Origin of the sequence: Haladaptatus sp. CMSO5 (genome assembly GCF_036689885.1) — an archaeon.
Classification (GTDB): Archaea; Halobacteriota; Halobacteria; order Halobacteriales; family Halococcaceae; genus QDMS2.
In genome coordinates, this window is the sequence record NZ_JBAHVW010000001.1 from 1357968 (window position 1) to 1381406 (window position 23439).

Annotated in this window: 30 protein-coding genes; 17 read left to right on the forward strand and 13 right to left on the reverse strand. The window is 60.3% G+C overall.

Features of this window, described 5'->3' with window-relative positions; genetic code table 11:
- Positions 1-52: 52 nt before the first annotated feature.
- Positions 53-700: a nucleotide exchange factor GrpE gene (locus V5N12_RS07145; protein WP_442904930.1), complete on the reverse strand. Its 648-nt coding sequence runs from the start codon at positions 698-700 to the stop codon at positions 53-55.
- Positions 701-833: 133 nt separating this feature from the next.
- Between V5N12_RS07145 and V5N12_RS07150 the strand changes: the two genes are divergently transcribed.
- On the forward strand, positions 834-2180 hold the full coding sequence (locus V5N12_RS07150) for a DEAD/DEAH box helicase family protein (RefSeq protein WP_442904931.1): 1347 nt from the start codon (positions 834-836) through the stop codon (positions 2178-2180).
- A gap of 1 nt (position 2181) precedes the next feature.
- On the opposite strand, the gene V5N12_RS07155 is transcribed toward V5N12_RS07150, so the two are convergent.
- The gene (locus V5N12_RS07155; protein ID WP_332898469.1) at positions 2182-2655 is read right to left on the reverse strand and encodes a hypothetical protein; all 474 of its coding nucleotides are present in this window, start codon (positions 2653-2655) and stop codon (positions 2182-2184) included.
- A gap of 82 nt (positions 2656-2737) precedes the next feature.
- On the opposite strand from V5N12_RS07155, the gene V5N12_RS07160 reads away from it, so the two are divergent.
- Positions 2738-4234, forward strand: a complete 1497-nt coding sequence (locus tag V5N12_RS07160) for a DUF790 family protein (RefSeq protein ID WP_332898470.1) — start codon at positions 2738-2740, stop codon at positions 4232-4234.
- Between the two features lie 261 nt (positions 4235-4495).
- Here V5N12_RS07160 and V5N12_RS07165 read toward each other — a convergent pair whose 3' ends face one another.
- A complete protein-coding gene (locus tag V5N12_RS07165) occupies positions 4496-5014 on the reverse strand; it encodes an Lrp/AsnC family transcriptional regulator (RefSeq protein ID WP_332898471.1) in 519 nt (172 codons plus the stop codon).
- Between the two features lie 185 nt (positions 5015-5199).
- On the opposite strand from V5N12_RS07165, the gene V5N12_RS07170 reads away from it, so the two are divergent.
- Complete coding sequence (locus V5N12_RS07170) at positions 5200-5679, forward strand: VOC family protein (RefSeq protein ID WP_332898472.1); 480 nt, start codon at positions 5200-5202, stop codon at positions 5677-5679.
- Positions 5680-5703: 24 nt separating this feature from the next.
- The gene (locus tag V5N12_RS07175; RefSeq protein ID WP_332898473.1) at positions 5704-6249 is read left to right on the forward strand and encodes a hypothetical protein; all 546 of its coding nucleotides are present in this window, start codon (positions 5704-5706) and stop codon (positions 6247-6249) included.
- A 1-nt stretch (position 6250) separates the two neighbouring features.
- Here V5N12_RS07175 and V5N12_RS07180 read toward each other — a convergent pair whose 3' ends face one another.
- Together V5N12_RS07180 and V5N12_RS07185 are read right to left on the reverse strand one after the other, a co-directional pair.
- Complete coding sequence (locus tag V5N12_RS07180; RefSeq protein ID WP_332898474.1) at positions 6251-6757, reverse strand: DUF7122 family protein; 507 nt, start codon at positions 6755-6757, stop codon at positions 6251-6253.
- A complete protein-coding gene (locus V5N12_RS07185; RefSeq protein ID WP_332898475.1) occupies positions 6754-7680 on the reverse strand; it encodes an RsmB/NOP family class I SAM-dependent RNA methyltransferase in 927 nt (308 codons plus the stop codon). Before V5N12_RS07185 ends, V5N12_RS07180 begins: the two co-directional genes overlap by 4 nt.
- A gap of 89 nt (positions 7681-7769) precedes the next feature.
- Here V5N12_RS07185 and V5N12_RS07190 point away from each other — a divergent pair, with 89 nt between their 5' ends.
- From V5N12_RS07190 to V5N12_RS07215, 6 genes are all read left to right on the forward strand, one after another.
- Positions 7770-8510: a proteasome assembly chaperone family protein gene (locus tag V5N12_RS07190; protein ID WP_332898476.1), complete on the forward strand. Its 741-nt coding sequence runs from the start codon at positions 7770-7772 to the stop codon at positions 8508-8510.
- Between the two features lie 215 nt (positions 8511-8725).
- Complete coding sequence (locus tag V5N12_RS07195; RefSeq protein ID WP_332898477.1) at positions 8726-8875, forward strand: hypothetical protein; 150 nt, start codon at positions 8726-8728, stop codon at positions 8873-8875.
- Between the two features lie 90 nt (positions 8876-8965).
- Positions 8966-10087: a pyridoxal phosphate-dependent aminotransferase gene (locus tag V5N12_RS07200; protein ID WP_332898478.1), complete on the forward strand. Its 1122-nt coding sequence runs from the start codon at positions 8966-8968 to the stop codon at positions 10085-10087.
- Positions 10088-10139: 52 nt separating this feature from the next.
- Positions 10140-10991: a UbiA family prenyltransferase gene (locus tag V5N12_RS07205; RefSeq protein ID WP_332898479.1), complete on the forward strand. Its 852-nt coding sequence runs from the start codon at positions 10140-10142 to the stop codon at positions 10989-10991.
- A 33-nt stretch (positions 10992-11024) separates the two neighbouring features.
- On the forward strand, positions 11025-11483 hold the full coding sequence (locus V5N12_RS07210; RefSeq protein ID WP_332898480.1) for a RidA family protein: 459 nt from the start codon (positions 11025-11027) through the stop codon (positions 11481-11483).
- The gene (locus tag V5N12_RS07215; RefSeq protein ID WP_332898481.1) at positions 11480-12418 is read left to right on the forward strand and encodes an ornithine cyclodeaminase family protein; all 939 of its coding nucleotides are present in this window, start codon (positions 11480-11482) and stop codon (positions 12416-12418) included. Before V5N12_RS07210 ends, V5N12_RS07215 begins: the two co-directional genes overlap by 4 nt.
- Here V5N12_RS07215 and V5N12_RS07220 read toward each other — a convergent pair whose 3' ends face one another.
- The 3 genes from V5N12_RS07220 to V5N12_RS07230 are packed head-to-tail and all read right to left on the reverse strand — an operon-like array spanning position 12419 to position 14889.
- Complete coding sequence (locus V5N12_RS07220) at positions 12419-12814, reverse strand: hypothetical protein (RefSeq protein ID WP_332898482.1); 396 nt, start codon at positions 12812-12814, stop codon at positions 12419-12421.
- The gene (locus V5N12_RS07225) at positions 12811-13992 is read right to left on the reverse strand and encodes a redox-regulated ATPase YchF (protein ID WP_332898483.1); all 1182 of its coding nucleotides are present in this window, start codon (positions 13990-13992) and stop codon (positions 12811-12813) included. Before V5N12_RS07225 ends, V5N12_RS07220 begins: the two co-directional genes overlap by 4 nt.
- Positions 13993-14031: 39 nt before the next feature.
- The gene (locus tag V5N12_RS07230; RefSeq protein WP_442904932.1) at positions 14032-14889 is read right to left on the reverse strand and encodes an acyltransferase; all 858 of its coding nucleotides are present in this window, start codon (positions 14887-14889) and stop codon (positions 14032-14034) included.
- Positions 14890-14991: 102 nt separating this feature from the next.
- On the opposite strand from V5N12_RS07230, the gene V5N12_RS07235 reads away from it, so the two are divergent.
- Positions 14992-15192, forward strand: a complete 201-nt coding sequence (locus V5N12_RS07235) for a DUF5800 family protein (protein WP_332898484.1) — start codon at positions 14992-14994, stop codon at positions 15190-15192.
- A gap of 40 nt (positions 15193-15232) precedes the next feature.
- On the forward strand, positions 15233-15373 hold the full coding sequence (locus tag V5N12_RS07240) for a hypothetical protein (RefSeq protein ID WP_332898485.1): 141 nt from the start codon (positions 15233-15235) through the stop codon (positions 15371-15373).
- Here V5N12_RS07240 and V5N12_RS07245 read toward each other — a convergent pair whose 3' ends face one another.
- On the reverse strand, positions 15374-15811 hold the full coding sequence (locus V5N12_RS07245; protein ID WP_332898486.1) for a hypothetical protein: 438 nt from the start codon (positions 15809-15811) through the stop codon (positions 15374-15376).
- A gap of 163 nt (positions 15812-15974) precedes the next feature.
- On the opposite strand from V5N12_RS07245, the gene V5N12_RS07250 reads away from it, so the two are divergent.
- Positions 15975-16184: a DUF1328 domain-containing protein gene (locus V5N12_RS07250; RefSeq protein WP_332898487.1), complete on the forward strand. Its 210-nt coding sequence runs from the start codon at positions 15975-15977 to the stop codon at positions 16182-16184.
- Between the two features lie 52 nt (positions 16185-16236).
- On the opposite strand, the gene pan1 is transcribed toward V5N12_RS07250, so the two are convergent.
- Positions 16237-17448: a proteasome-activating nucleotidase Pan1 gene (gene pan1 / locus V5N12_RS07255; protein ID WP_332898488.1), complete on the reverse strand. Its 1212-nt coding sequence runs from the start codon at positions 17446-17448 to the stop codon at positions 16237-16239.
- Positions 17449-17612: 164 nt separating this feature from the next.
- On the opposite strand from pan1, the gene V5N12_RS07260 reads away from it, so the two are divergent.
- The 4 genes from V5N12_RS07260 to rad50 are packed head-to-tail and all read left to right on the forward strand — an operon-like array spanning position 17613 to position 22382.
- Complete coding sequence (locus V5N12_RS07260) at positions 17613-17876, forward strand: MarR family transcriptional regulator (RefSeq protein ID WP_332898489.1); 264 nt, start codon at positions 17613-17615, stop codon at positions 17874-17876.
- Between the two features lie 27 nt (positions 17877-17903).
- Positions 17904-18254, forward strand: coding sequence for a hypothetical protein (locus V5N12_RS07265; RefSeq protein ID WP_332898490.1), 351 nt, complete (start codon positions 17904-17906; stop codon positions 18252-18254).
- Between the two features lie 7 nt (positions 18255-18261).
- Complete coding sequence (gene mre11 / locus V5N12_RS07270; protein ID WP_332898491.1) at positions 18262-19716, forward strand: DNA double-strand break repair protein Mre11; 1455 nt, start codon at positions 18262-18264, stop codon at positions 19714-19716.
- Complete coding sequence (gene rad50 / locus V5N12_RS07275) at positions 19713-22382, forward strand: DNA double-strand break repair ATPase Rad50 (RefSeq protein ID WP_332898492.1); 2670 nt, start codon at positions 19713-19715, stop codon at positions 22380-22382. Before mre11 ends, rad50 begins: the two co-directional genes overlap by 4 nt.
- Here the strand turns inward: rad50 and V5N12_RS07280 are convergent.
- The 3 genes from V5N12_RS07280 to V5N12_RS07290 all read right to left on the reverse strand — a co-directional run bounded on the left by V5N12_RS07280 (position 22362) and on the right by V5N12_RS07290 (position 23381).
- Complete coding sequence (locus V5N12_RS07280; RefSeq protein WP_332898493.1) at positions 22362-22784, reverse strand: DUF7346 family protein; 423 nt, start codon at positions 22782-22784, stop codon at positions 22362-22364. The genes rad50 and V5N12_RS07280 overlap by 21 nt on opposite strands.
- A 25-nt stretch (positions 22785-22809) precedes the next feature.
- Positions 22810-23124, reverse strand: coding sequence for a DUF7322 domain-containing protein (locus tag V5N12_RS07285; protein WP_332898494.1), 315 nt, complete (start codon positions 23122-23124; stop codon positions 22810-22812).
- Positions 23125-23195: 71 nt separating this feature from the next.
- Positions 23196-23381, reverse strand: coding sequence for a DUF7331 family protein (locus V5N12_RS07290; protein ID WP_332898495.1), 186 nt, complete (start codon positions 23379-23381; stop codon positions 23196-23198).
- Between the last annotated feature and the right edge of the window lie 58 nt (positions 23382-23439).

The following is a 23439-nucleotide window of genomic DNA, read 5'->3' on the forward strand; positions in this document are numbered from 1 at the left end:
TCACATCCTGTGCTTATATGATGACCGCAATTCAACCGCCGCAGTCGCCCGGTTACTCAGCGTCGCTGACCGTCACCTGCGCCGGGCGCAGGACGCGGTCTGCCATCTCGTAGCCCGACTGGAACACCTCTGCGATGGTGTCTGCGGGCTGGTCGCTTTCTACTCGCAACATGACTTCGTGGCGCTGGGGGTCTACCTCGCTGCCCGGCTCTGGGCGAATCTCGACTACGTTTTCGTCTTCTAAAATGCGGTCGAACTGCCGAAGCGTCGATTCGACGCCGCTCACGATGTCCGAGTCTGCAGACTCGTCGGCTTCGTCGAGCGCTCGCGCGAGGTTGTCGCGCACGTCGATGAGGCGTTCGACCAGGTCTTCGGTCGCGCGCTGTTTTTCCTGCTCGCGGCGTTTTTTCATCCGCTTTTTGTAGTTCTGGAACTCGGCTTGTTTTCGCTTCAGGCGACTTTCTAAGTCCTCGCGTTCTGCTTCGAGCTCTTCTGTGGCCGCTGCCTGCTCGCGGAGCGACTCGATTTCGCGGGCCAGTTGTTCTGGCTCCGTCTCCGCGATACGGGCAACGAGTTCAGAAAACGCATCGTCCTCGGTGTCTGCCACGGCCTCTGGGGCGTCCTCGGGTTCTGCGTCAGGCACAGGCTCCTCTGTGCCCTGATTTTCACTCATGACTAACACAGACGCGCCAGCGGCCATAAAAATTCAGAAATGCGATTCGGTTCGGTAGTTGGGATTTTCCACGCCGAGTCGATCTCGACACGGGAAACGCTCCTCTGCATCGCTGGCTCGGGTGGCGAACGTTAAGTGTCCCCACCGCCGAGTTTCGCCCGTGTCTGCGGTCACTCTCATCTTCGAAGACGGGACGATTCACGTGTCCGGGCTCCCAGAGCAAACCGCCCGCGACCTCCCGCACGTCGAGTACGACCCGCGCTCGAAAACAGCACGCGCACCGGCGATGCACTATCCAGAAATTCGTGACGCGCTCGCCGCAGCCGACGTAGACGACCGTGTCCTCTCGCTTGCGGCCGTCCCCTCCCTTTCTTCCACGTACGACCTTCGACCCTACCAACAGGCTGCCCTCGATGCGTGGCAAGCGGCGGGCAATCGCGGCGTCCTCGAACTGCCGACGGGAAGCGGGAAAACCGTCATCGGCCTCGGCGCAATCGAAGCCTTGCAGACCCCGACGCTCGTCGTCGTTCCGACCATCGACCTGCTCACCCAGTGGCGCGACGAACTCGAAACCGAGTTCGACTGCTCGATTGGCCAGCTCGGCGGTGGTGAGCAAACGCTCGAACCAATCACCGTCTCAACCTATCACTCGGCGTATCTCAAAGCCGATTCCATTGGCGACCGCTTCGGCCTCGTCATCTTCGACGAGGTTCATCACCTCGGCGGCGAGGGGTTTCGCCAGATTGCTCGCCTGCTCGCCGCGCCCGCTCGGCTCGGACTCACGGCGACGTTCGAGCGCGAAGACGACGCCCACGAGATAATCGAGACGCTCGTTGGCCCGCTTTGCTACACCATTGAGATAGACGACCTCGCGGGCGAGCACCTCGCGAACTACGACATCAAACGGCTCACCGTCGAGTTGACGCCGGAGGAACGCCGCGAGTACGAGCGCCACCAGTCGGTGTTCACCGACTACCTCGCCGCCTCGAACATCCACCTGAGAAGCGGGAGCGACTACCAGAAACTCGTGATGCGCTCTGGCACCGACCCCCGCGCCCGCGAAGCCCTGCTCGCCAAACAACGCGCCCGCGAAGTGATGATGAACTCACAGGCGAAACTCGACTCCCTCGCGACCATTCTCAACCGCCATCGCGGCGACCGCATCATTGTCTTCACCGCGCACAACGCCCTCGTCTACCGCATCTCAGAGCGGTTTCTCATCCCAGCGATTACCCACCAGACGGGAACAAAAGAGCGCCGCGATGTTCTCCGCAAATTCCGAAGCGGCGAGTTCTCGCGGGTCGTCACCGCGAACGTGCTCGACGAAGGCGTGGACGTGCCAGACGCGAACGTCGCCGTCGTCCTTTCGGGAAGCGGGAGCGAGCGCGAGTTCACCCAGCGCCTCGGGCGAATCCTCCGGCCGAAAGCCGACGGTGGTCGGGCGGTGTTGTACGAACTCGTGAGCAAGGAGACGGCCGAAGAAGGGGTCGCAAACAGACGGCGATAGCTTATTTTGGGAATTTAATCACGAGACTGCCTTTGGCGTCGAACGCTTCCATGGTGACGGGGAAGGGTACTTCGAACGACGCGGTTTCGCCGGGACCGAGGTCGAACATTTTGCCCGCTTGGTAGCTGTCTTCGCCAACGCTGATGTGGATGACGAGCGCCTGTTTGGCCTGCTTTTCGGTCACGTTTTTCGCGGTGCCAGTAATCACGAGGTTGCCAGCGTCGTCTGCTTTGAAATCGAACGCTTCCACTTCGATTGGCGTTGGCCCCTCGCGTTCTTCGCCGTCGTCGATGCTCTGTACGTCTCCTGTCCAATCGTTCGGGTAGCCGACGGTCGTCGTTGTGTCTCCAGAGCCACCAGACGAACTGGTTTCGGTATCATCCCCACCATTGGAAGAAGAGCATCCTGCGGCAAAACTCAGAGACGCGACTGTCGTTGTCGCGCCAACAGTACGAAGGAAAGTCCGACGTTCCATATCTATCACGTATCCATTCTCTTGTAAGAACGTTGGGGCCGTTGTCAGACGATTTTTGTGTAACCCGCACCCAATCTTACGTGTGCTCACGAAAGACCTCCTCCGGGTGTCGCGGGCGGGCGGTGGCTACACGCCACAGTTTGCCAGTCGCGAAGAGCGCCCGCTCGCCGCGCGCGTCATCGGAACCTATCAAGGCCACGTCGGCGAGACCCGCGCCCGCTTAGAGGAGGCACTCACCCGCCTTGAAGCCGATGCCGACTTCAAACTCGTTCGCGGGCTTGCCAAACTGGTTGAACGCGAGGCCGTCTTCGAGACGGACGCGCCACTCCCGCCGGAGCGCACTCGCGCGAGCGTGTTCGCCGCCGGAGAAGCCGTCGGCGTAGTGACGGAAGCAGAACGCGCAGAAGCTCTCGAACAAGCTGCTCAGTCGCTGGCCACCACCACGGAAACCGTCTCCCAATCGCTCTACGCAGACCTCGAAGAACGACAGGTGCTCACCTCGCTGTCGGTTCGCTGGACTCCCGACGAACTACTTGCGCAGTACAATCTCTCGCTCGCCCAGACCGCGCTGTTCGACGCGACGGAACTCAGAATCCGAAGCAGCGACCCGAAGGCGCTGATATCCGCCGTCAAGCGCCTCCGGCTGATGTACGAGATTCGCAAGACGGATGCGGGCCGTGAGGTGGTCGTCACCGGCCCGACCGGCCTGTTCCAGACGAGTCGGCGCTACGGCACGCGCTTTGCCCGCCTGCTCAGGTCGGTCGCAAAGGCTCCCGAGTGGCGCATCGAAGCCACCATCGACGACCGGGGAACAGAACGCCTGCTGACCCTCACGCAGGACGACGTGTCCGTCCCCGGCACGGAGCCGGTCACCGACGTGACGTTCGACAGCGGCGTCGAAGCCGAGTTCGCGGCGCGCTTTACCGCCCTTGACCTCGATTGGGACCTCGTGCGCGAACCCGAACCGCTCGAAGCGGGCGCGAGCGTGATGATTCCGGATTTCGCCTTCGACTGGAAGCACGCGCCGTTTCGCATCTATTTCGAAATCATGGGCTTCTGGACGCCCGAATACGTCGCAAAGAAACTCGGGCAGATGGACGTGGTCGAAGACGTCGAACTCCTCGTCGCCGTCGATAGCACCCTCGGCGTCGGCGAAGAAATCGCCGCCCGCGACCACCGCGCGATTCCCTACACCGGCTCCGTTCGCGTCAAAGACGTGGTGGGCGTGCTCCGCGAGTACGAACAGGAGTTGGTCGAAGCGAGTGCCGCAGACCTCCCAGCAGAACTCTCGCCCGACGAAGCTGTGATCACCCTCAAAACGCTCGCCCATGACCTTGGCGTGAGCGAATCGGTGCTCTCTGACAAGGTGTTTCCTGACCACGAACGTGTGGGGCGGACGCTCGTCCGTCCGCACATTCTCGATTCACTACGGAGTGAACTCCACGCTGGAATGTCGCTGAGTGAAGCCGAAACTATGTTTTCGAGGTACGAAGTGGATGACGTGAGTGCGGCGCTCTCCAGATTGGGGTTCCGGGTGGCGTGGGAGGGGCTGAGCGGCGGGACGATTCGTGAAAAATAACTGACAAAATGTGTCTCTTTTGGGAGGAAACGGGAGAGATCAAGAACGGGAAAGAGGGGGGTGGGGGATTCTGATTTTCCTTGTCCTCTCCCGTATAGTAAAATACTCCATCCGACGATAAACCCATCGTACACTTTATATTCACTCTTCTGAATTCAACAGAGAGAACCCATGTAAATTGCTGTTTTCGCAAACAATTGTGTGTGTTATCTGCATTTGATGCGATTATTTTGTGGATTCCAAATCATCGTCTCGGATCAGTCACTTATCAGACTCAGTGACTGAGGTATTTTCAGCGTGCGCGCTGCTCTGTTCGGTTCCTTGCAAGAAGAAATGGTTAAACGGCTGAACGTGACGTTTTCTCATCACTTCTGAGCTCTCGATTTCGCCACCGATGTTGTGGATGGAATCAGTAATCCGTGTCAGATCTCCCGAACTCGTTCCAACCACGTCAACGTGGAGATTCCGACGACCCGTGAGCATCTCACGAACGTCGATAACGCCTTGAATCCCTCGCAATTTCGTCGAATATTCCTCCAGTACCGTCGGCGGTACGCTCACGATAAACGTCACCTGTAACGGGAGGTTTGCCGCTTCGTAGTCAATCTCTGGATGGTATCCTTTGATGATGCCGTCTGCTTCGAGTTGGTCGATGCGATTGCGAACCGTGCTCGCTGAAACGCCAGCCCTATCGGCTATCTGTTGGGCAGTCGTATTCCGAGCGTCTCGTTGTAACATATAGAGAATACTTCGGTCAACATCGTCGAGGTCGCGACCCATGAGAGGAAGTACGGAGCGTTCGCTATTACGCTTTCTCGCTCTCACCCGCTCGAATTGGTCTCAAACACTCGAACGCTGGACTGGCTACTACGTATCCCTGCTATAGACGATTGTACGGAGTTCCACTCATCCAGTAATGAGCGAACGTGGTCAATAATTATTCTACGTTCTGCCGTACACACCGCATGGCCCCGACCGACACTGAGGCGTATCCGATGCCGCTGTTTTGCCAACTTGCCGTCTCCGACATCGAAGGTTCGCTGGCGTGGTACGACGCCCTCGGCTTCACCACCATCTACGCAATGCCGGTGATGAGCCACGTCCGCTATCGCAAATACGCCGACATCATGCTCGTCGCAGACGAAATGCGCGTTGGCGAGGAGCGTCCCGCGTCGCGGGGAAGCGGCCTTTCGATTTACATCAACGTCGAAAACGAGTCGGTCGATGACGTTGCTGCACGGGCCAAAGCGTACGGTGTGGACATCGAGAATGGGCCGACCGACACGCCGTGGAACACCCGCGAAATCTCCGTGCGCGACCCGGATGGCTACCGAGTCGTGTTCACCGAAGTCGCGGACAAAGCTCGCTCGTTTGCCGAAGTCATGGGTGACTCAACTTCGGAGAGCTACGAGTGGGACGAGGCCACGTCGGCCGAAAGCGAATAGCCTTCGTCAGGCTTCTACAGCCGTATGGCCGACAGACAACACTCGCTGTGCCTCCACGCGCTGGACGACGCAGCAGGCACTTCTTCGGACGCGTATGCCTGTTTCGTCGATTACTGTAGTTCAGACGGGACGCTCCTCGCGCGGACGGCCGCCGATGCGGAGCACAACCACTGGGGCGTGTACACGCGCAAACATCCACTTGACAACCCTTCGGGAAAGCGCGTCAAACGGCTCTCGATGAGCGGTGGGATGGCAGACACCATCGCCCGGTTCATGAGCCCCGAAAACGTGCGGATTTGGGTCGATGCGGAAGAACAGCCGATTCTCGATTTGCGGAGTCGGCAGGCGGATGAGCGCGTCGTCATCTACGTCGATAGCGACCGCAACTCGCTACGTATCAACGACCTTGGCCGGAAGAAAGAACTGCTCGAAATCAGCCTCGGCGAACAGCCAAAAATCGACTTCAAGGGTCTGCCGGTCGAGGGATTAGAACTTGAGGAATACGTCTCGAAAGACCGCTACGAAGCCCTTGAGAAGCGCGTCGAAAAACTCGAAAATCAGCTCGAATAGCTCAGTCGAACTGGCGTCCCTTCGGGACGACCGAGCGCAGTTCGCCGTGGAGGTAGAGACCGACGCCGATTGGTTCGGTGACGCCCGCGAGTTCGTGGGCGGCGATGAGATAGCCCCAGTCGCCGTCCCAGTCGGGGTAGTCGATGTCCGTCCCGTGGGCGAATTTCTCGGCTTGGTCTGCGTCGAGGAGAATGACGTTCTTGGTCGCGTGGCGGCCGAAGCGCTGTGCCCCGTTCGTCGTTGGCTTCCAGTGTTCTTGGCGGGTGCGCATGAGCTTCATGCCGAGTCCTTCGATGCTGATTGGCGCGGCCACGTCGCCGCCGAAAATCCAGATTTTCCCCGCGCCCTTCTCCCAGAGCGTGAAGTCGGAGAATACGGACTTTGGGACGCCATAACGGTCGTGCCAGAAGTTCACGACCTGCTCGCGCGAGGCCCGACCGTCGATTTCCTGTTCGTCGAGGGTTTCTGGGAGCCGGTCGAACTGCTGGCCCACGTTTCCGTCGCTCATTGGCCCACCTCCAACTTCGCACAGAAGAAGCCACCAGTGTCGTTGTGCTGCGGATAGACGCGCTTTGCCTTGGTCACCTGCTCGTCGTACTCCTCGCCCTGCCACTCGGTGATGCCGGGGACGTGTTCGAGGCCGAGGTCGTAGTCTACGACGCGACAGTCCTCTTTGTCGAGGACGTGGTCGAGAACCGCCTCGTTCTCCTCGGGGGCGAACGTACACGTCGAGTAGACGACCGTACCGCCGGGGCGCGTAATTTGGAGCGCTCGCCGGAGGATGCCCTTCTGAATACCTGCAATCGATTCGACGTGGTCGAGCGTCCACTCATCGACCACGTCAGGGTTCTTTCGAACCGTGCCTTCGCACGAACACGGCGCATCCACGAGCACGCGGTCGAACTGGTCGAAGCCACCGTCGTCGGGCGAGTCGAACGGCTTCATCGAGAAGTTGCGCGCGTCCTGGTTCGTGACCGCGACGCAGGTTGCGCCCAGTCGCTCGGCGTTGAATCGCAGCGCAGAGAGCCGACCGAGATTGTTGTCGTTGGCGATGAGCACGCCCTTGTCGTCCATCTGGGCGGCAATCTGCGTAGTCTTGCTCCCCGGCGCGGCGCAAGTGTCAAAGACGTGGTCGCCCGGTTGTGGGTCGAGCGCGAGCGGCGGCAGCGCAGACACTTCTTCTTGGCCGTGAATCCAGCCGTGGAAGTACGGCCACGTGTTTCCCGGACTGCTCGTTTCGAGTTTGAGCAGGTCTGGGTTCCACGCCAGTTGCTCGTAGCCGACCCCCTCTTCGTCAAGGGCGGCACAGACCTGTTCTCGCGTTGCTTTCAGCGTGTTCACCCGGACGACGGAGGGAAGCGGGCGCTCACAGGCTGCCCGATAGGCCTCCACGTCGTCCATCAGCGGTTCGTACCGCTCAAGAGCCTCCATTTACCGTCTCTATTCTCGGCGTCCGCTTGTGGGTTTCGAACGCGCACACTGCCCGGGCCCTTATGCAAGTCCGGTGAGTATGCCAATTTATGGCGCACGTCCAACTTCACGACGATTCGCTCGAACTCACAGAGCCAACGCTGGTCGAAGGACTCCCCGGCGTTGGCCTCGTCGGGAAAATCGCGGCCGACCACCTCGTCGAACAGTTCGAGATGACCCACTACGGGTCGCTCCACTGTGAGGGCATCCCCCGCGTTGCGGTGTACGGCAAAGGCGACGGAGCCGTCAAAGCCCCTGTCCGGCTCTACGCCGACGAAGCGCGCGACCTCGTCGTCCTCCAGAGCGACATTCCCGTCTCCCCCTCTCAGGCCGTCGAGTTTTCGAGTTGTCTCACCGGCTGGATCGCAGAACACGACGCAACCCCCATCTTCCTCTCCGGCCTCCCGACCGACAAAGACGCAGACGAACCCGCCCTCTACGGCGTCTCGACCGGCGACGGCGCGTCGCTCCTCGAAGCCGCCGACATCTCATTTCCGACCGAAGGCGGCCTCATCTCCGGTCCGACGGGCGCGCTCATAAACCGCGCCGCCGAACTCGACATCACCGGCGTCGGCCTCATCGTCGAAAGTGACAAACGCTTTCCCGACCCCGAAGCTGCCCGCATCCTCCTCCTGCGCGGCATCGAACCGCTCGCGGGCATCGACGTGGACACCAACGACCTCGTCGCTCGCGCAGAGGAGATTCGCACCGCGAAAGAACAGTTCGCAAAGCGCATGCAGGACGCAGACGAGGAGAGCACGCAGGCGAAGCCGCTTCGGATGTTCCAATGAAACTTTTTGAGAGCGCGGCATAAAGCCGCGCTCGAAAAACTTTCATGAAAAAGGCCGCACCGAACGCGACTCTGTCGCGTTCGGGTGCTGTACGTGACGATTACCGCTCCGCGACCGCACAGCACGGCCCCGCAACTGCACCACACTGCGTTCTCATTGCGACCTGTACAAGGTATTCTGCCAGTTTGAAATACGGTCGGGTTCAACCTCTCTGTATGACCGAGCTAGAAGACGCCGTCTCAGAGTTCCTGCGGAATGCAAAGAGCGTCTACAACGAGTACGAGCGCGGCTACACCGATGCCGACGCCGCCTTGTCGGTGCTCGAAATGCGCATCGACGAACTGCGTGACGAGTTCGAAAACTAACCTAGCGGTTGGCTATCTCTCGACCCGAATCACGCACCCTGTCCACACACCACACATCAGAGTTATTCTCTCCCCCACCCGACTTCGCCTATGACTGAATTTGCTCGTCGAGTCGAGCGCGTCTCGATTAGTGGCATTCGCAAGGTGTTCGAGGCCGCAGGCCCTGACGCCATCAACCTCGGCATCGGACAACCCGATTTTCCAACGCCCGTACACGTCCGCGAGGCCGCCCAGCAGGCCATCGCAGACGGCGTGGTTGACGCCTACACGCCGAACAAGGGCATCCTCCCGCTGCGCGAGGCCATCGCGGCCAAACACCAACGCGACAACGGCATCGCGGTCGACCCCGAGAACGTCATCGCCACCTCGGGCGGGAGTGAGGCGCTCCACCTCGCCTTCCAGGCCCACGTCGACCAAGGCGACGAAGTCATCTTCCCCGACCCCGGCTTCGTCTCCTACGACGCGCTCACCCACATCGCAGGCGGCGTGCCCCGGCCGCTCGGCCTGCGCGACGACCTGACGATGGACCCGGCAGCTGTCGAAGACGCGATTACCGAAGACACGGCGGCCTTCGTGGTCAACAGCCCCGCGAACCCGACCGGCGCGGTGCAGTCGAAAGCAGACATCAAGGAGTTCGCGCGCATCGCGGACGAACACGACGTGCTCTGTATCTCTGATGAGGTGTACGAACACATCGTCTTTGACGGCGAGCACTACTCACCGCTCGAATTCGCCGAGACGGACAACGTCGTCGTCGTCAACGCCTGTTCGAAGGCGTACTCGATGACCGGCTGGCGGCTCGGCTGGGTCACCGGCAGCCACCGCCGCGTCGAGCGCATGCTTCGCGTCCACCAGTACGCACAGGCGTGTGCCGCCGCGCCCTCACAATACGCCGCAGAAGCCGCGCTCTCGGGGCCACAAGACTGCATTGGGGAGATGGTGGCTGCGTTCGAACAACGCCGCGACGTGGTGTTAGACGGCCTCGCGGACATCGGCCTCGAAACGCCGAAACCTCGCGGTGCGTTCTATGCCATGCCAAAAGTCCCCGAGGGCTTCGTCGACGAAGTCATCGAGCGCGGCGTCATCCTCGTGCCCGGTGAGGCGTTCGGCGAGAACGGCGCGGGCTACGCGCGCATCTCCTACGCCACCGGCATCGAGGACCTGAAAGCCGCCCTCGAACTGATGGGCGACGCGGTCGCAGCCGTGCAGTGACGCGTTTTCCACCCTGCACACGTTTATCAGCTAACACGTCAATGGTACGGGTATGCACGTCTCCCGCCACGGAACCGGTCTCGCCGCGGCGATTCGGGCCCTCGCCTCACAGATTCATCCGGTGTTCATGCTCCCGCCCATCGCCGCGTCGTGGTTCGGTGCGGTGCTGGCGCATGACCTCTCGCCCTCGCTCGCCGCACTTCACATGACAGCGGCGTTCTTCGCGCTCTACACCGCCCACGTCAAAGACGGCTACGTGGACTTCTACATCCGAGGAGAGGACGACGACCACCCCCTCTCGTCAGGGGGAGCGAAACTCGCACTCACCCTTTCGTCTGCCGGATTCTTCGTCTGCCTGCTCACCATCGGATACGTCGTGGACGTGTGGGCCGCCCTGCTTACGCTGCCGGGCTGGCTCATCGGCTACCTCCACGCGCCCCAACTCGACATGCACGCCCTCACGACGACGATGGGCTACCCACTCGGGATTTCGATTTCGCTCCTCGGCGGGTTTTACGTCCAGACCCAAACGCTCACGCTCCCGGTGTTCGCCTTCGCCGCAGTCTTCCTCACCATCCTTTCAGGGGTGAAAATCATCGACGACGCACAGGATTACGACTACGACCGCTCCATCTCGAAACACACAGCCGTCGTCGTCCTCGGTACGACCCGGTCGCGGCGAGTCGCGTATCTGCTCATGACTCTCGGCCTCCTCGCTATCCTCGGCCTCTCTGCGCTCTCGGTGTTCCCGAAAAGCGCAATACTCGCTGTGCTCGGATTCGGCATCGTCGCCCTGTTCGCCCGCCGTGCTGGTCCCGAACTCGCTACGATGCTCCTGATTCGCGGCTCCTACGTCTTTCTCGCGCTGTTGCTCGTCGCCGTTTGGTTTCGGCCACTCGGGTGAACAGTTTTCAGTATTCCGACCGTTTTCTAGGATATGGAAAAGACCGTCATCGCACCAGAGGAGAGCGATATCGACTCCGAAGTTCTCGAGACGACCGCCTCATCACTTGGTGTCGTGACTCATCACGAGACACATCGTGAAGTGACGCTTTCCGGTCTTGCGTGGCCAGAAGACGACACCGCCGCCGAACAGGTGCGGACGCTACTCAATTTCGTCTCACTGGTCTTTGAGGAGGTACTCGATGCTACCGTAGATGACGTCACACACACGACGTTCTACGTTCGCGACGACGTCCTAACCAGCGACGTGCGGGCCGCTATTCACGAAGTACGCCACGACTATTTTTCACTCCCCCACTTTCCAGCGAGTACTCTGGTCGGCGTCTCGAAACTCGCGCTGGACGGTGCACTCGTTGAACTGCAGATTGAGGCAACTGTTCCGAACGATGGGTGGGACGTAGAAACAATCGAATTACCGGGAGCAGACGCATGACCTTCCCCATTCTCTCTGACGACGACGTACTCGCAACAATCGACACCGCAGACGTCGTCGCAACCATGGAACTCGCCATCCGCGAACACGCCTTTGGCAATCTCGTCTCGCCACCACGATTCAGCGTTGATGTCGAAGATGGGTCGCTCGTGTTCACCGCAGGGGCCGCGACGGGCGAAGTGCAGGCACTCGGCTTCCGCGTGTACGAAACCTTCCGCGACAATTCGCCGGAACACACCCAACTTGTCGCCGTCTTCGACAGTGAGACAGGTGCGTTCAAAGGCCTCGCCCTTGGCGACCAGATTGGCCTGCTGCGAACCGGCGGCATAGGCGGCGTCGCGGTCGAACACCTCGCCCGCGAGGATGCGACGACGCTCGCGCTCATCGGGGTTGGAACGCAGGGCCGGATGCAGGCACGCGCCGCCGCGAGCGTCCGGAATCTCGATGAGATACGGGTGTTCTCACGAACGCGCGACAACCGCACGGATGCGGCGATGGAACTCAACGCCGAACTAGATGCGCACGTCGTCGCCGTCGAGAGCGCGAAAGCCGCCGTCGAGGAGGCGGACATCGTCATCTGCGCAACGACAAGTCGCAATCCCGTGTTCGAACACAAGTGGCTCGCGCCGGGTGCGCACGTCACGACGCTCGGCCCGAAGTACGTCGGCGCACACGAACTCCCGATGGAGACGGTCAAACGCGCTCACACCGTCGTCACCGACTCGCTCGTACAGGTCGAGGGGTACGCCGAGTACAAACAGCCGTTTTTCGTAGAAGGCGACCGACGCGCCGAGATAGTCGAACTTTCGACGGTGGTTGCGGGCGACCACGCCGGGCGAAAGCGTGAGACCGACCTGACCGTGTTCTGCTCGGTCGGCCTCGCAGGCACGGAAGTCGTGTTGGCCGACGAAATCCTGCGGCGGGTCGGCGAGTAATCAGTCGAGTCGTGTCGCCAGCCGGTGACAGCGGTCTATCCACTCCACGTCGTAGGCTTCCGGTGAGAGCACGCGACCTGAGAGGTCTGGAATCGTTTCGACGCCCTCCTCTTCACACCAGTCGATACATTCGACGTACACCGGGAAGTCGTCGCTCGTGCGGATTTCCGGGTCGTAGGTGACTGGGAGTTTCATACACCCAGCGAGGTGCGCCACGAACGCCCGGGTGTGGCCGTCTGCGAGGTACGTCTCGCCTTCGTACTCGAACACCGGCAGCGGTCCGAACGTCGGCCCGTCGAAGTCGAACCAGTTCATCACGGCGGTGAGTTTTTCACTCGACAGATAGAGTTGGCTTGGCTTCACCTCGGCCAGCTCCACCCACGCAGTGTGGCTCATTTGGCCGACGAGACGATTTTGATGACGTCCCCTTCGTCGAGTTCGTGGTTCTCTGCGATGCGTCGATTCGACTTTGCATCGACGGCGTGGAGGTACGCGTCGCCGATGTCCGAGTGGACTGCGTACGCGAGGTCGTGAGGCGTCGACCCCCGCGGCAGAAGGAAGGCGTCGGGGAGAACGTTTCCTTGGCCGTCAGTCCACTTGCCCTCGTTCTGGACGGGGTAGGCGGTAAAGTGGTCGAGAAGGTCGTAAACGGCGGTGTTCAGCGCCTGTTGGACGCCCGTGCCGCCGAACTCGGCCATCACGTCGCGAATTTTCTCTAAGCCTTTTTTCTGCGGTCCAGAAAGGTCACCGAGAATCTCGAAGTCCTCGTCGCCGGGGTCGTAGGCGATGAGTCCGGCTTTTGCGCCCTGGCGCAGTGCGAGTTCTCCGTCTGCGGTGGCCGGAATGACCAAATCTGCGGCCTCGCGGAGACGTTCTACGTTTTCCGGTGGCGCAATGTCCGCCTTGTTTGCGACGATGACGATTGGTTTGGTTTGGGCGCGGATGTCGCGCGCGAGGCGCTCGCGGTCCGCGTCGGTCCACTCCTGTGGGTTGTCCGGATAGTCGAGGTTGCGGAGAATCGTGGTCACATCGTGTTCGGTCGCACCGACGCCCGTGAGCAGTTCGGTGAGAGCCTCGTCGATGTCGAAGCCGGGCGAGCGCGACTGGCGGGTGACCGACTCCCAGTTCTTGTTCAAAATACCGGCGAGCCAGAGGTCCATCTCCTCTTGGATGAACGTCACGTCCTCTACGGGGTCGTGGTCACCGATTTCGACGGGTTCTCCCTCGGCGTTCGTCCCGCCAGAGGCGTCCACGACGTTCAGAATCACGTCGGCGTTCGTGAGCGCGTCCAAAAACTGGTTGCCGAGGCCGCGTCCCTCGTGTGCGCCCGGAACGAGGCCGGCCACGTCGAGCAACTCGATGGCGACGTAGCGCTTGCCGTCGTGGCAATGTTCGTTGTTACAGCGTTCCTCGCGGGTGAGACACGGACATTCCGTTCGCACATAGCTCACACCCCGATTCGGGTCGATGGTCGTAAACGGGTAGTTGGCTACGTCCACCTCGGCGAGGGTGGCGGCTTTGTAGAAGGTTGACTTGCCGGCGTTTGGCTTCCCGGCAAGCGCGATAGAGAGCATGTGCTCACATACCGTGGTTACCCAAAATTGCCTTTCGGTCTATTCGGTGGTTTCGTCTTCGGTGTCGCGGACCTGCGTAATCTCGCCGCGGGCGCGAATCGAGCCGTCGATGACCGCGCCGTCGTGGAGCAAGAGGTCTTCACAGGCAACATCGCCGAGGATGCGGCTTCCTTCCGTTACCGAGACGGTTCCTCTGCGCGTCGTCACGTCGCCGTGAATCTGCGTCCCCTTGCCAATCGAAATGTCACCGCGCCCGCGGAGGCTGCCGAAGATGTTGTTGTCATCCCCGACTTCGATGGATTCTGCGCGGATATTCCCGTGTAGGCGACACTCGTTGCCGATGGTCGCGGGCGTCGAAACCCGCCACGCGTCGTCGCTGACGTGGGCGTTTCGTGGGATGACGACCGGTTCATCCTCCGGTTCGCCGCCGTCTGCGAGTTCGGTGAGGACGGACTCTGCAGCCTCTTCTTCACCGAGCCGGAGGAGCTGTGAAAGGTAGATGAACAGGAAGACAATGGTCGGCACCGGATTGCGAATCACGATCCAGCCGTTCGCCTCGAAGCCGTTTTCGATGTTCACGTCGTCGCCAATGTCCAAGTCTCCAGAGACGATGAGTTGGCCTTCGATGTGGACGCGCTCGCCGAGGTAGGCATCTTGGCCAACGAGGACGTTTCCGGCGATGTCAGACCACATGTCGATACGACAGTCGCCCTCCGCTTCGATATCGCCGCCGAAGGTGACACCCTCACCGGCGATGACGTTGCGTCCGCGAACCCCAAACTCGACCGTGCTGCGCGCGCCGACGAAAACGTCGCCGTCGGTCACGAGGTCGTGTTCTTCAACCGTCGTCCCGTCTGGGATGGCTAATTTGTCGAGAGGGTCCGAACGCAGTGGCACGAAACAAACTCGTCTCTCTGCTCGTATTAATCCTCCGTGAATGTCTGACGAGTGGCTGACGAGGTCGGTTGGTTTTTACTCTGCAAGATAGTACCCTTCCCTATGACGGTTCTTTCCTTTGATAAGCAGGGTGTTGATGTCGTTTACGAGGGGTCTGAGTTTCGCTTAGAGCGTGCGTTCGTCGAAGAAGCAATCGGGAAATCCTACCCCGACATCACCGACCACGAAATCCTTAAAATCATCGAGAAAAACCCCTCGCTCAACGGCCCGGCCCGCCGCATCGAAGACATCCTTCGCACGTAACGGCAAAAGACTCAAGAGACGACCGAGCAACGGTTTGCGTATGAACCTTCCCGCGCAGTTCGACCACGACTCGTTTACGGCCGCGATTGGCGCGTTCCTCGGCTACGGCGTCATCCTCGCGGCGATGACACTGTTGTTGTTCGCCATTCCGTACCTCGCCTTCCTCGCCCTCGCCCAGTAGCTACTCTGCCTCGTTTTTCCGCCTGTTGACCACGCGCCGAGCGTACCACAGAATCGAAAAGTCCTGTGGGCTCGGAATCGCACACGCCATCCAGCCGATGAGCGCGACCTGAAAGACGAGATTCTCGGTTGCAAACGGGTCGGGGAGGATGCCGAGTGGGATGCCTGCGAGCGGGAGTAACAACGTGAGCGGCATCATCGACGCGACCCTAAGCCGAAACGGTGCGCGGGCAGCCGGGAACGTCTGTGGCGTCACTGCAGCGAGTTTTCCGAAGAAAATCATCGCCAACAGCCCATCGTCGCGCGCGGGCAGCCAGTCGATGCGGTAGGACACGCCGAGCGCAGAGAGTGCAAGCGCGTGGGCCAATTCGTGGGCGAAAATGCCAGCGACACCGCTTGCGAGGAGCGCGAGCGCGGCACCGAGCAGTTCGTGAGCCATCTCAAGCGATGAATATAGAATCTGGACGCTGCCACCAGCATAACTGCTCCGAACTGTCCCAATTTCCCCCCTCTGAGAAGCTGTCAGTATAACGTACCCTTATTTTTATACGAGATGCGTGACCCACTGCATAACGAACCTCTCACCGGTTGTTCGTAGAGATATGGTACTCATAGAGACCGCAGCCATTGCACAACTCATCCCCATTCAGGCGTTCTCCGGTCAGTTCCTGCAATGGGCGATTGTGTTCTTCGTCCTCGCCATCATCGCCGCGCTCGTCGGGGCACGCGGAGTCGCGGGCGTCACGATGAACATCGCACGCTGGTTCGTGATAATCTTCGTCGTGCTTGCGCTCATAACACTCATCCTCTAACGAGGCAGAGCGCAAGCGCTTGAATCGAGCGACAAACAGAAAAACAGCGTTTTCAGGCGAACGTCTTCGAGACGTCCTCGTCTTCTTCTTCGGCCTGAATCTTCGCCCACGCGTCCTGGAAATCTTTCATCGCAACGTTGGTGCGCCCATCGCGGATGGCGAACATCCCGGCTTCCGTGCAAATCGCGCGAATGTCCGCACCGGAGGCGTTGTTCGTCACTTCTGCGAGGTTCGAGAAGTCCACGTCGTCGTCGACGTTCATTTTGCGCGTGTGAATCTCGAAGATTTTCTCGCGGCCTTCGGGGCCGGGCTTTGGCACTTCGATGAGCCGGTCGAACCGACCCGGCCGAAGGATGGCGCGGTCGAGCATGTCGAAGCGGTTCGTGGCCGCGATGATGCGGATTTCCCCGCGCTCTTCGAAGCCGTCCATCTCGGAGAGCAACTGCATCATGGTGCGCTGGACTTCAGCGTCACCCGAGGTTTTCGAGTCCGTGCGCTTGCTCGCGATGGCGTCGATTTCGTCGATGAAGATGACCGCAGGCTCGTGGTCGCGGGCGACCTGGAACAGGTCGCGCACCAGCTTTGCACCCTCACCGATGAACTTGTGGACGAGTTCCGAGCCAGCCATCTTGATGAAGGTGGCGTTGGTCTGGTTGGCGACGGCTTTCGCGAGCAGCGTTTTCCCCGTGCCCGGTGGGCCGTAGAGCAGCACGCCGGACGGTGGCTGAATCCCGACCTGTTCGAACATCTCGGGGCTTTCGAGCGGCATCTCGACGGTTTCGCGCACTTCGTTGAGCTGCTCTTCGAGTCCCCCAATGTCCTCGTAGGTCACGTCAGGCTTGTGTTCGACCTGCATCACCCGAGCGCGGACATCTGTCTCGTCGTCGAGCGTTTTGACGATGGAAAGAGAGTTGTTGACGGCGACGCGCGTGCCCGGTTCGATCTGCTCGAGCATCTCGTCTGTGACCTCGGTGAGCGCCTCCTGATTGTTCCCGTGTTGTTTGATGACGACACCTTTCTCGGTGATTTCCTGAATCGTCGCAATAAACAGCGGAGACTGCTTTAATTTCTTGTTCTCGTGGGTCAGTCGTTCGAGTTTCTGTTGGTACTTGTTGTTCTCTGCGTTGGCGTCGAGGAGCTTGTCGCGCATCTCCTCGTTTTGTGATTCGACCACCTGCAAGCGCTGGCGCAAAGCCTCAATTTTCTCCTGCTGTGACGCGTCCTCATCGTAGGGAAGGTCCACGTCGTCAACAGTATCAGTCATTACACCGGCTTAGGTCGCAAGTTCATAAGAGGCTTCGGGTAATCCCCGCCAACATATGACACATATGACGGCCGGATTGACTCTCCAGAAACGCAGGCGATATGCTCTAAGGTAATAATCACTATCCGGAATTATTAATACCGAGTATCTGCACACCTCTGATAATGAGTACACAAGAGCCAGTCGTGGCGGACGAAGAGCAAGACCGGTGGGAACTGGTACGCGAACTCCCCCCAAGTGCAAAACTCGTCGCGAAAATCCTCGATTACAACGACACGCTCACCCAGAGCGAACTCGTAGAAGAGACGCTGTTGCCACCGCGGACGGTGCGCTATGCGCTCAACCGGCTCGAAGACGCGGGCGCTGTCTCCTCTCGCTTCTCGTTTACCGACGCCCGAAAGCGTCTCTATTCACTCGACCTCGAATAGATATAGGAAGCCGAACCAGCGGGGGCTGTGCCCGACACAGACCCATCGACCGTTACCGTAAAACGTGCGCTCAGACGGCTCGCTTTTTCCGTTTCGGCTCCCCAGTCAGTCTGTCGTGACCCGGCTGCATGCCCAGATTCGACTCAAATTGTCACTCGCGCCGTCGCGGCGATAGACGACATCGAACAGGCGGCGGACTTTCTCACAGACGTTGGCATCGACCGGTTCGAACAGGCGCTCATCGAGTGCGAACGCGCAGGGACGACCGCGCTCGTCCAATCGGGACGCGAGGCCGCTGCGGCGTACCGGGCGTATCGTCGCGCGGCCAATCACTTCCGCTCTGGTCGCGGAACCCCTTTACGTCGAGACGCGAAATAGCTTCGACATGACTCGGGTGATTCACACGGGGGACACCCACATCGGCTATCAGCAGTACCACGCTGCAGAGCGCCGAGAGGATTTCCTCGCTGCCTTTCGACAGGTCGTAGACGACGCGGTGGCGGCGGACGTTGACGCCGTCATCCACGCTGGCGACCTCTTTCACGACCGCAGACCGGATTTACAAGATTTGCTCGGGACGCTCTCTGTCCTGCGAACGCTCGACGACGCCGACATCCCGTTTCTCGCCATCGTCGGCAACCACGAGGGGAAACGCAATGGCCAGTGGCTCGACCTCTACGAGAATCTCGGCCTCGCCACGCGCCTCGGCAGCGAGCCATACGTTCTCGGAAACACCGCCTTCTACGGCCTCGACTTCGTCCCGCAGTCACAGCGCGACCAACTCGCGTACGACTTCGCTCCACACGACGCTGCGCACGCCGCACTCGTCACCCACGGCCTGTTCACGCCCTTCGACTTCGGGGATTGGGACACCGAAATCCTCCTCGAAACGGCGTCAATCGACTTCGACGCGATGTTGCTCGGGGACAACCACAAGCCTGGCAAGACGCAGGTCGGCGAGACGTGGGTCACCTACTGTGGCTCGACCGAGCGCGCGAGTGCCACCGAGCGCGACGACCGCGGCTACAACATCGTCACCTTCGAGAACGGCGTAGATATCACTCGTCGAGGACTGCCGACCCGCCAGTTCCACTTTATCGACATCGAACTCGGTGAGGGCGAAGGCATCGACCACGTGCGCGACCGCATCCGCGAATACGACCTCGACGACGCAGTCGCCCTCATCACCATCACCGGCGACGGTGAGTCTCTCTCCCAAGCCACGGTCGAAGAGTTCGCAACCGACCGCGGGACGCTCGTCGCCCGCGTGACCGACAAACGCGAGTACGACGCCCCAGAAACCGTCTCGAACGTCTCGTTTGCAGATCCGGACGAAGCCGTCCGTGAGCGCGTTCGCGAACTCGGCCTGAGCGGGGCCGCCATCGAACTCGACGAGGTGGTTCGCGCGAGCAAACTCGCCAACGCGAACGTGCGAGACGAGGTCGAAACCCGCGTCCGCGAACTGCTCGAAGACGACGACTTTGCGGCATTTTCGCCCGCGCAACGCGAGAAGCCAAACGAAGCGAGCCAGCAACCTGCCGATGCGGACGACGACGTGACCGATGGCGAGACTGACGGAGATGCGCTCGAAGCAGCGACAACGGAAGCAGCCGCTGCCGCGAGCGAAGCTGCCGACGACACCGACGAGACGGACGACGCGACCGCTGGACCAGCGCCTGAGTCTGAGGCGGAAGTGGAAGCTGCACCTGACGCAGTAGGCGACGCAGATACAGCCGAAGAGTCGGATTCAGCAGCGACAGAAGAGACAGCCGAAGACTCGCCTGCGACGAGTGACTCATCCGGCAATGCCTCCCAGCGCTCCATGGAGGAGTACCTATGAGATTCGAGCAGATTCGCTTGGAGAACTTCAAGTGCTACGACGACGCCGACCTCGGCCTCGAACACGGCGTGACGGTCATCCACGGCGTCAACGGGAGCGGAAAATCGTCACTACTTGAAGCCTGCTTCTTCGCACTCTACGGCCCCGGTGGCTTCGACCGCAGCTTAGACGAATTCATCACCATCGGCGCAGAGGAGGCCGCGGTCGAACTCTGGTTCGCCCACGCTGGCGCAGAGTACCGCATCGAGCGCCGTATCAAACTGCGCGGCGAGCGCGCCCAGACGACAGCCTGCGTGCTCGACACGCCCGAGGGAACCATCGACGGCGTAAACGACGTGGAAGCGCACATCCGCAACCTGCTCCGGATGGACGCGGATGCGTTCGTCAACTGCGCCTACGTCCGCCAAGGCGAGGTGAACAAACTCATCAACGCCTCCGCGCGCGAACGCCAGTCGATGATAGACGACCTCCTCCAGCTCGGGAAGCTAGAGGAGTACCGCGAACGCGCGAGCGACGCTCGTCTTGGGGTCAAAAGCGTCCTCGACGACCGCCACGGGAGTCTCACGCAACTCGACGACCAAATTGCAGAAAAAGAGGCGAAGAATTTCCACGAGCAACTGAACGAGGCCGAGACGGAACTCGCCAAACTGGACACCGAAACCGAGCGAATCGAAGAAAACGTCGAGAAAGCGAGGAAGACGCGCGATGACGCCGAAGAAATCCTCGAAGCGCACGAGGAAAAACGCGAAGAACTCGCCGAACTCGTTGAAGAAATCGAAAGCGTTCGTGAGAGCATTCGGACGGACGAGAGCGAGCGAGACGCGCTGAAAGAACGCATCCGGAATCTCAAAGAGGCGACCGAGGAACTCAGAGACGACCTCGCGGCACAGGTCGAAGCGAGCGAGCTCACGGAGGGAACTGAGGAGGCGGTCGAAGCCGCCCTCGATGCCGTCGAGCAGGAAGACGACGACCTCCACGAACAGTTCAGCGAACAACGCGTTGAGGTACAAACGCATACCGGGAATGCAGAGGCACACGAAGAACGCGCGGCAGAACTCGAAGCCGAGGCGGAACAAAAACGCACCGAGGCAGAAGAAACGGCGGCGGCCATCGAGGACGACGAACAGACGCTCACAGAGCGCAGAGAGAAGGTCACCGCTCTCGAAGACGAGATTGCAACCGAGCGGGCGCGGTTCGATGACGCTCCAATCGACTTTGGAGACGCCGCCGACTTCCGCGAACAACTGACCGACGAGCGTTCGGAACTCACAGCCACGGAAACAGACCTGAGAGCGCAGATCACATCACTTCGCTCGAACATCGAAGACGCAGAGACGTTGTTGGCAGAGGGGAAATGCCCGGAGTGTGGCCAACCTGTCGAGGACTCGCCGCACGTCGATTCGCTCACGGAGGACACCGAGAGGCTCGAAGAACTCGAAGCCGAACTCGACTCGCTCAAATCGGAAAAAGACGCGCTCGAAGAACGCATTGAGACCGCAGAGTCCCTCCGCGAAGCAGAGCGAACCGTTGCAGACGTAGAAAGTCAGAAATCGAGCCTTGAGCAACTCGTCACAGAGCGCAAAGAGACGATAGAAGAACGACGCGAGTCAGTCACCGGACTGCGCGAGCAAGCAGCCGAACTGGTGACTCGGGCAGCCGAAAAACGCGAGGCGGCCGAAGAGGCAACCGAGAAAGCCAGCGAGGCGAGAAAGAAGGTTGCAGAACTCAACCAACAACGGACGACACTCCGTGAGCGAAAAGCTCGTTTAGAGGAACTACAGGCAGTTCTCGCGGACATTGCAGAGAACGAGGCACAAATCGAACAAAAGCGCGAGCGCCGTGACCACTTAGACGAGATAAACGACGAGCGCAGAGAGCGGCTTTCTTCCCTCACAACCCGAAAGCGTGAGCTAGAAGACGAGTTCGATGAGCAAACAATCGAGAACGCGCGCAGCGAGAAGAAGCGGGCGCGCACCTATCTCGACAAAGCAGAGCCGAAACTCGCCGAACTCACCGCAGAACGCGACGAACTCACTGGGAGGATTGGCGCACTCGAAAACGCCATCGAGGAACTCGAAAACCTCCGCGAACGGCGCGACCGCGTCGCAGACGCCGTCTCGCATTTAGAGTCGCTGTACGACGAGGCAGAAGACCTCCAGAACATGTATGGTGACCTCCGTGGCGAGCTTCGCCAGCGCAACGTAGAGACGTTAGAACGCATGCTAAACGAGGTGTTCGACCTCGTCTACCAGAACGACTCGTACTCGCGTATCGAACTCGACGGCGACTACGAACTCACGGTGTACCAGAAAGACGGCGAGGCACTCGCTCCAGAGCAGCTATCGGGTGGCGAACGCGCCATCTTCAACCTCAGCCTTCGGTGTGCCATTTACCGGCTGCTCTCTGAAGGTATCGACGGGGCCGCACCGATGCCGCCGCTCATCCTCGATGAGCCGACGGTGTTCTTGGATGACGGGCACGTCACCCAACTCATCGAACTCATCGACTCGATGCGAACGCTCGGCGTCGAGCAAATCGTGGTCGTCTCGCACGACGAGGAACTGGTCGGGGCGGCAGACGACCTCGTCGTGGTGGAAAAAGATTCGACGAGCAACCGGTCGCACGCGGAGCGAGAAACCCGTGAGTTACCCGCGGAGTTGCTGTAGCGCCTCGGTTGCGCGAGCAGTCGTTTTGTAGCCGCGTTCGCCAAACACGTCCGTTTCTTCGACGAGGCCAGCCGCGCGAAACTCGCTCATCGTTCCATACAGCGTGCTCTCGCACTTGTCGTCCGTTTCCATGAGTTCACGGGCGGCGAGCGGGCCGTTTTCTTCGAGATGGATGAGCAGGCCAAGCGCCCAGTCGTCACGGGTCGCAGAGAGGAGTTTTCTTGTGGGTTCGGGGACGGTTCGCGCGAGGGTTTCGAAGGTGGATTCGCCAGAGGTGTGGGAGAGACGGGCGTTTTCGACGTAGAACTCCTCGCCGGTTTCTGGGTCGCGGACGCGGCTGGCGTCGCTCGATTCGCTGATGAGCACGAGGTGGCGTCCTGTGTCGTCGGTGACCGTCCGCATGGGTAGCAACAGGTGCCCGCGAGGGTTATCGGTTCTGGTGGGCGCGGTACTTTGCGAGCCCGTAGACGAGCGAGAGTGCGCCGATGGCGAACACGGGGCCGCCGGTCCAGTAATCGGCTCTGAAGTACATCAACATCGCACCGAGGCTGAGGGCGAACAGGGCGACGTTGAACGTGAGGACGAGCGACCAGAACGTGCGAAAAACGTCGTCAGGAATGTCAGAGACGTCCGAGTTCGGCATTTTGACTGAGGGGATTTCCGGGCCGATGTCCGTCTCGGGGTTGAACTCCTTTGGCTCATCCGGCCAGGCGTCGGATTGCTCTTCCTCTAGGTCAATCACACTTGCCCTACGATGTCGGTAAAAAAGTATTCTCCGACGTGTGTTTTCGCTTCGGTACCCCAAACCCCCTCTTATGCCACGTCGCGGAGTAGAACTGCGTGCGTGGCCTGTACCCACGCAAGTGGATTCTCTGCGTCATAGAGCACGATTCCGTCCTCTGTCTCATAGACCTCTGTGGTCTCGACTCCGTCTGGAACGGCTGGCTCTGGTCTGTCAGCGCTATCTGGCTGCCGACGCGGACTTGCGTGGTTTGACATTAGGCCATTTCACCTCGAGGTATGGTATGTGTTATCATATTATATGTTTTGTGGATGA

Bases quoted from the DNA above. Each gene is read 5' to 3' on its own strand.
- V5N12_RS07155 (WP_332898469.1), bottom strand. From the start codon at position 2,655: ATGGAACGTCGGACTTTCCTTCGTACTGTTGGCGCGACAACGACAGTC.
- V5N12_RS07245 (WP_332898486.1), bottom strand. From the start codon at position 15,811: ATGGCTCACGAACTGCTCGGTGCCGCGCTCGCGCTCCTCGCAAGCGGT.
- V5N12_RS07145 (WP_442904930.1), bottom strand. From the start codon at position 700: ATGGCCGCTGGCGCGTCTGTGTTAGTCATGAGTGAAAATCAGGGCACA.
- V5N12_RS07225 (WP_332898483.1), bottom strand. From the start codon at position 13,992: ATGCTCTCTATCGCGCTTGCCGGGAAGCCAAACGCCGGCAAGTCAACC.
- V5N12_RS07205 (WP_332898479.1), top strand. From the start codon at position 10,140: ATGCACGTCTCCCGCCACGGAACCGGTCTCGCCGCGGCGATTCGGGCC.
- V5N12_RS07190 (WP_332898476.1), top strand. From the start codon at position 7,770: ATGGCGCACGTCCAACTTCACGACGATTCGCTCGAACTCACAGAGCCA.
- V5N12_RS07180 (WP_332898474.1), bottom strand. From the start codon at position 6,757: ATGAGCGACGGAAACGTGGGCCAGCAGTTCGACCGGCTCCCAGAAACC.
- V5N12_RS07170 (WP_332898472.1), top strand. From the start codon at position 5,200: ATGGCCCCGACCGACACTGAGGCGTATCCGATGCCGCTGTTTTGCCAA.
- V5N12_RS07260 (WP_332898489.1), top strand. From the start codon at position 17,613: ATGAGTACACAAGAGCCAGTCGTGGCGGACGAAGAGCAAGACCGGTGG.
- V5N12_RS07210 (WP_332898480.1), top strand. From the start codon at position 11,025: ATGGAAAAGACCGTCATCGCACCAGAGGAGAGCGATATCGACTCCGAA.
- V5N12_RS07250 (WP_332898487.1), top strand. From the start codon at position 15,975: ATGGTACTCATAGAGACCGCAGCCATTGCACAACTCATCCCCATTCAG.
- V5N12_RS07200 (WP_332898478.1), top strand. From the start codon at position 8,966: ATGACTGAATTTGCTCGTCGAGTCGAGCGCGTCTCGATTAGTGGCATT.
- V5N12_RS07185 (WP_332898475.1), bottom strand. From the start codon at position 7,680: ATGGAGGCTCTTGAGCGGTACGAACCGCTGATGGACGACGTGGAGGCC.
- V5N12_RS07220 (WP_332898482.1), bottom strand. From the start codon at position 12,814: ATGAGCCACACTGCGTGGGTGGAGCTGGCCGAGGTGAAGCCAAGCCAA.
- pan1 (WP_332898488.1), bottom strand. From the start codon at position 17,448: ATGACTGATACTGTTGACGACGTGGACCTTCCCTACGATGAGGACGCG.
- mre11 (WP_332898491.1), top strand. From the start codon at position 18,262: ATGACTCGGGTGATTCACACGGGGGACACCCACATCGGCTATCAGCAG.
- V5N12_RS07240 (WP_332898485.1), top strand. From the start codon at position 15,233: ATGAACCTTCCCGCGCAGTTCGACCACGACTCGTTTACGGCCGCGATT.
- rad50 (WP_332898492.1), top strand. From the start codon at position 19,713: ATGAGATTCGAGCAGATTCGCTTGGAGAACTTCAAGTGCTACGACGAC.
- V5N12_RS07195 (WP_332898477.1), top strand. From the start codon at position 8,726: ATGACCGAGCTAGAAGACGCCGTCTCAGAGTTCCTGCGGAATGCAAAG.
- V5N12_RS07290 (WP_332898495.1), bottom strand. From the start codon at position 23,381: ATGTCAAACCACGCAAGTCCGCGTCGGCAGCCAGATAGCGCTGACAGA.
- V5N12_RS07175 (WP_332898473.1), top strand. From the start codon at position 5,704: ATGGCCGACAGACAACACTCGCTGTGCCTCCACGCGCTGGACGACGCA.
- V5N12_RS07165 (WP_332898471.1), bottom strand. From the start codon at position 5,014: ATGGGTCGCGACCTCGACGATGTTGACCGAAGTATTCTCTATATGTTA.
- V5N12_RS07215 (WP_332898481.1), top strand. From the start codon at position 11,480: ATGACCTTCCCCATTCTCTCTGACGACGACGTACTCGCAACAATCGAC.
- V5N12_RS07235 (WP_332898484.1), top strand. From the start codon at position 14,992: ATGACGGTTCTTTCCTTTGATAAGCAGGGTGTTGATGTCGTTTACGAG.
- V5N12_RS07280 (WP_332898493.1), bottom strand. From the start codon at position 22,784: ATGCGGACGGTCACCGACGACACAGGACGCCACCTCGTGCTCATCAGC.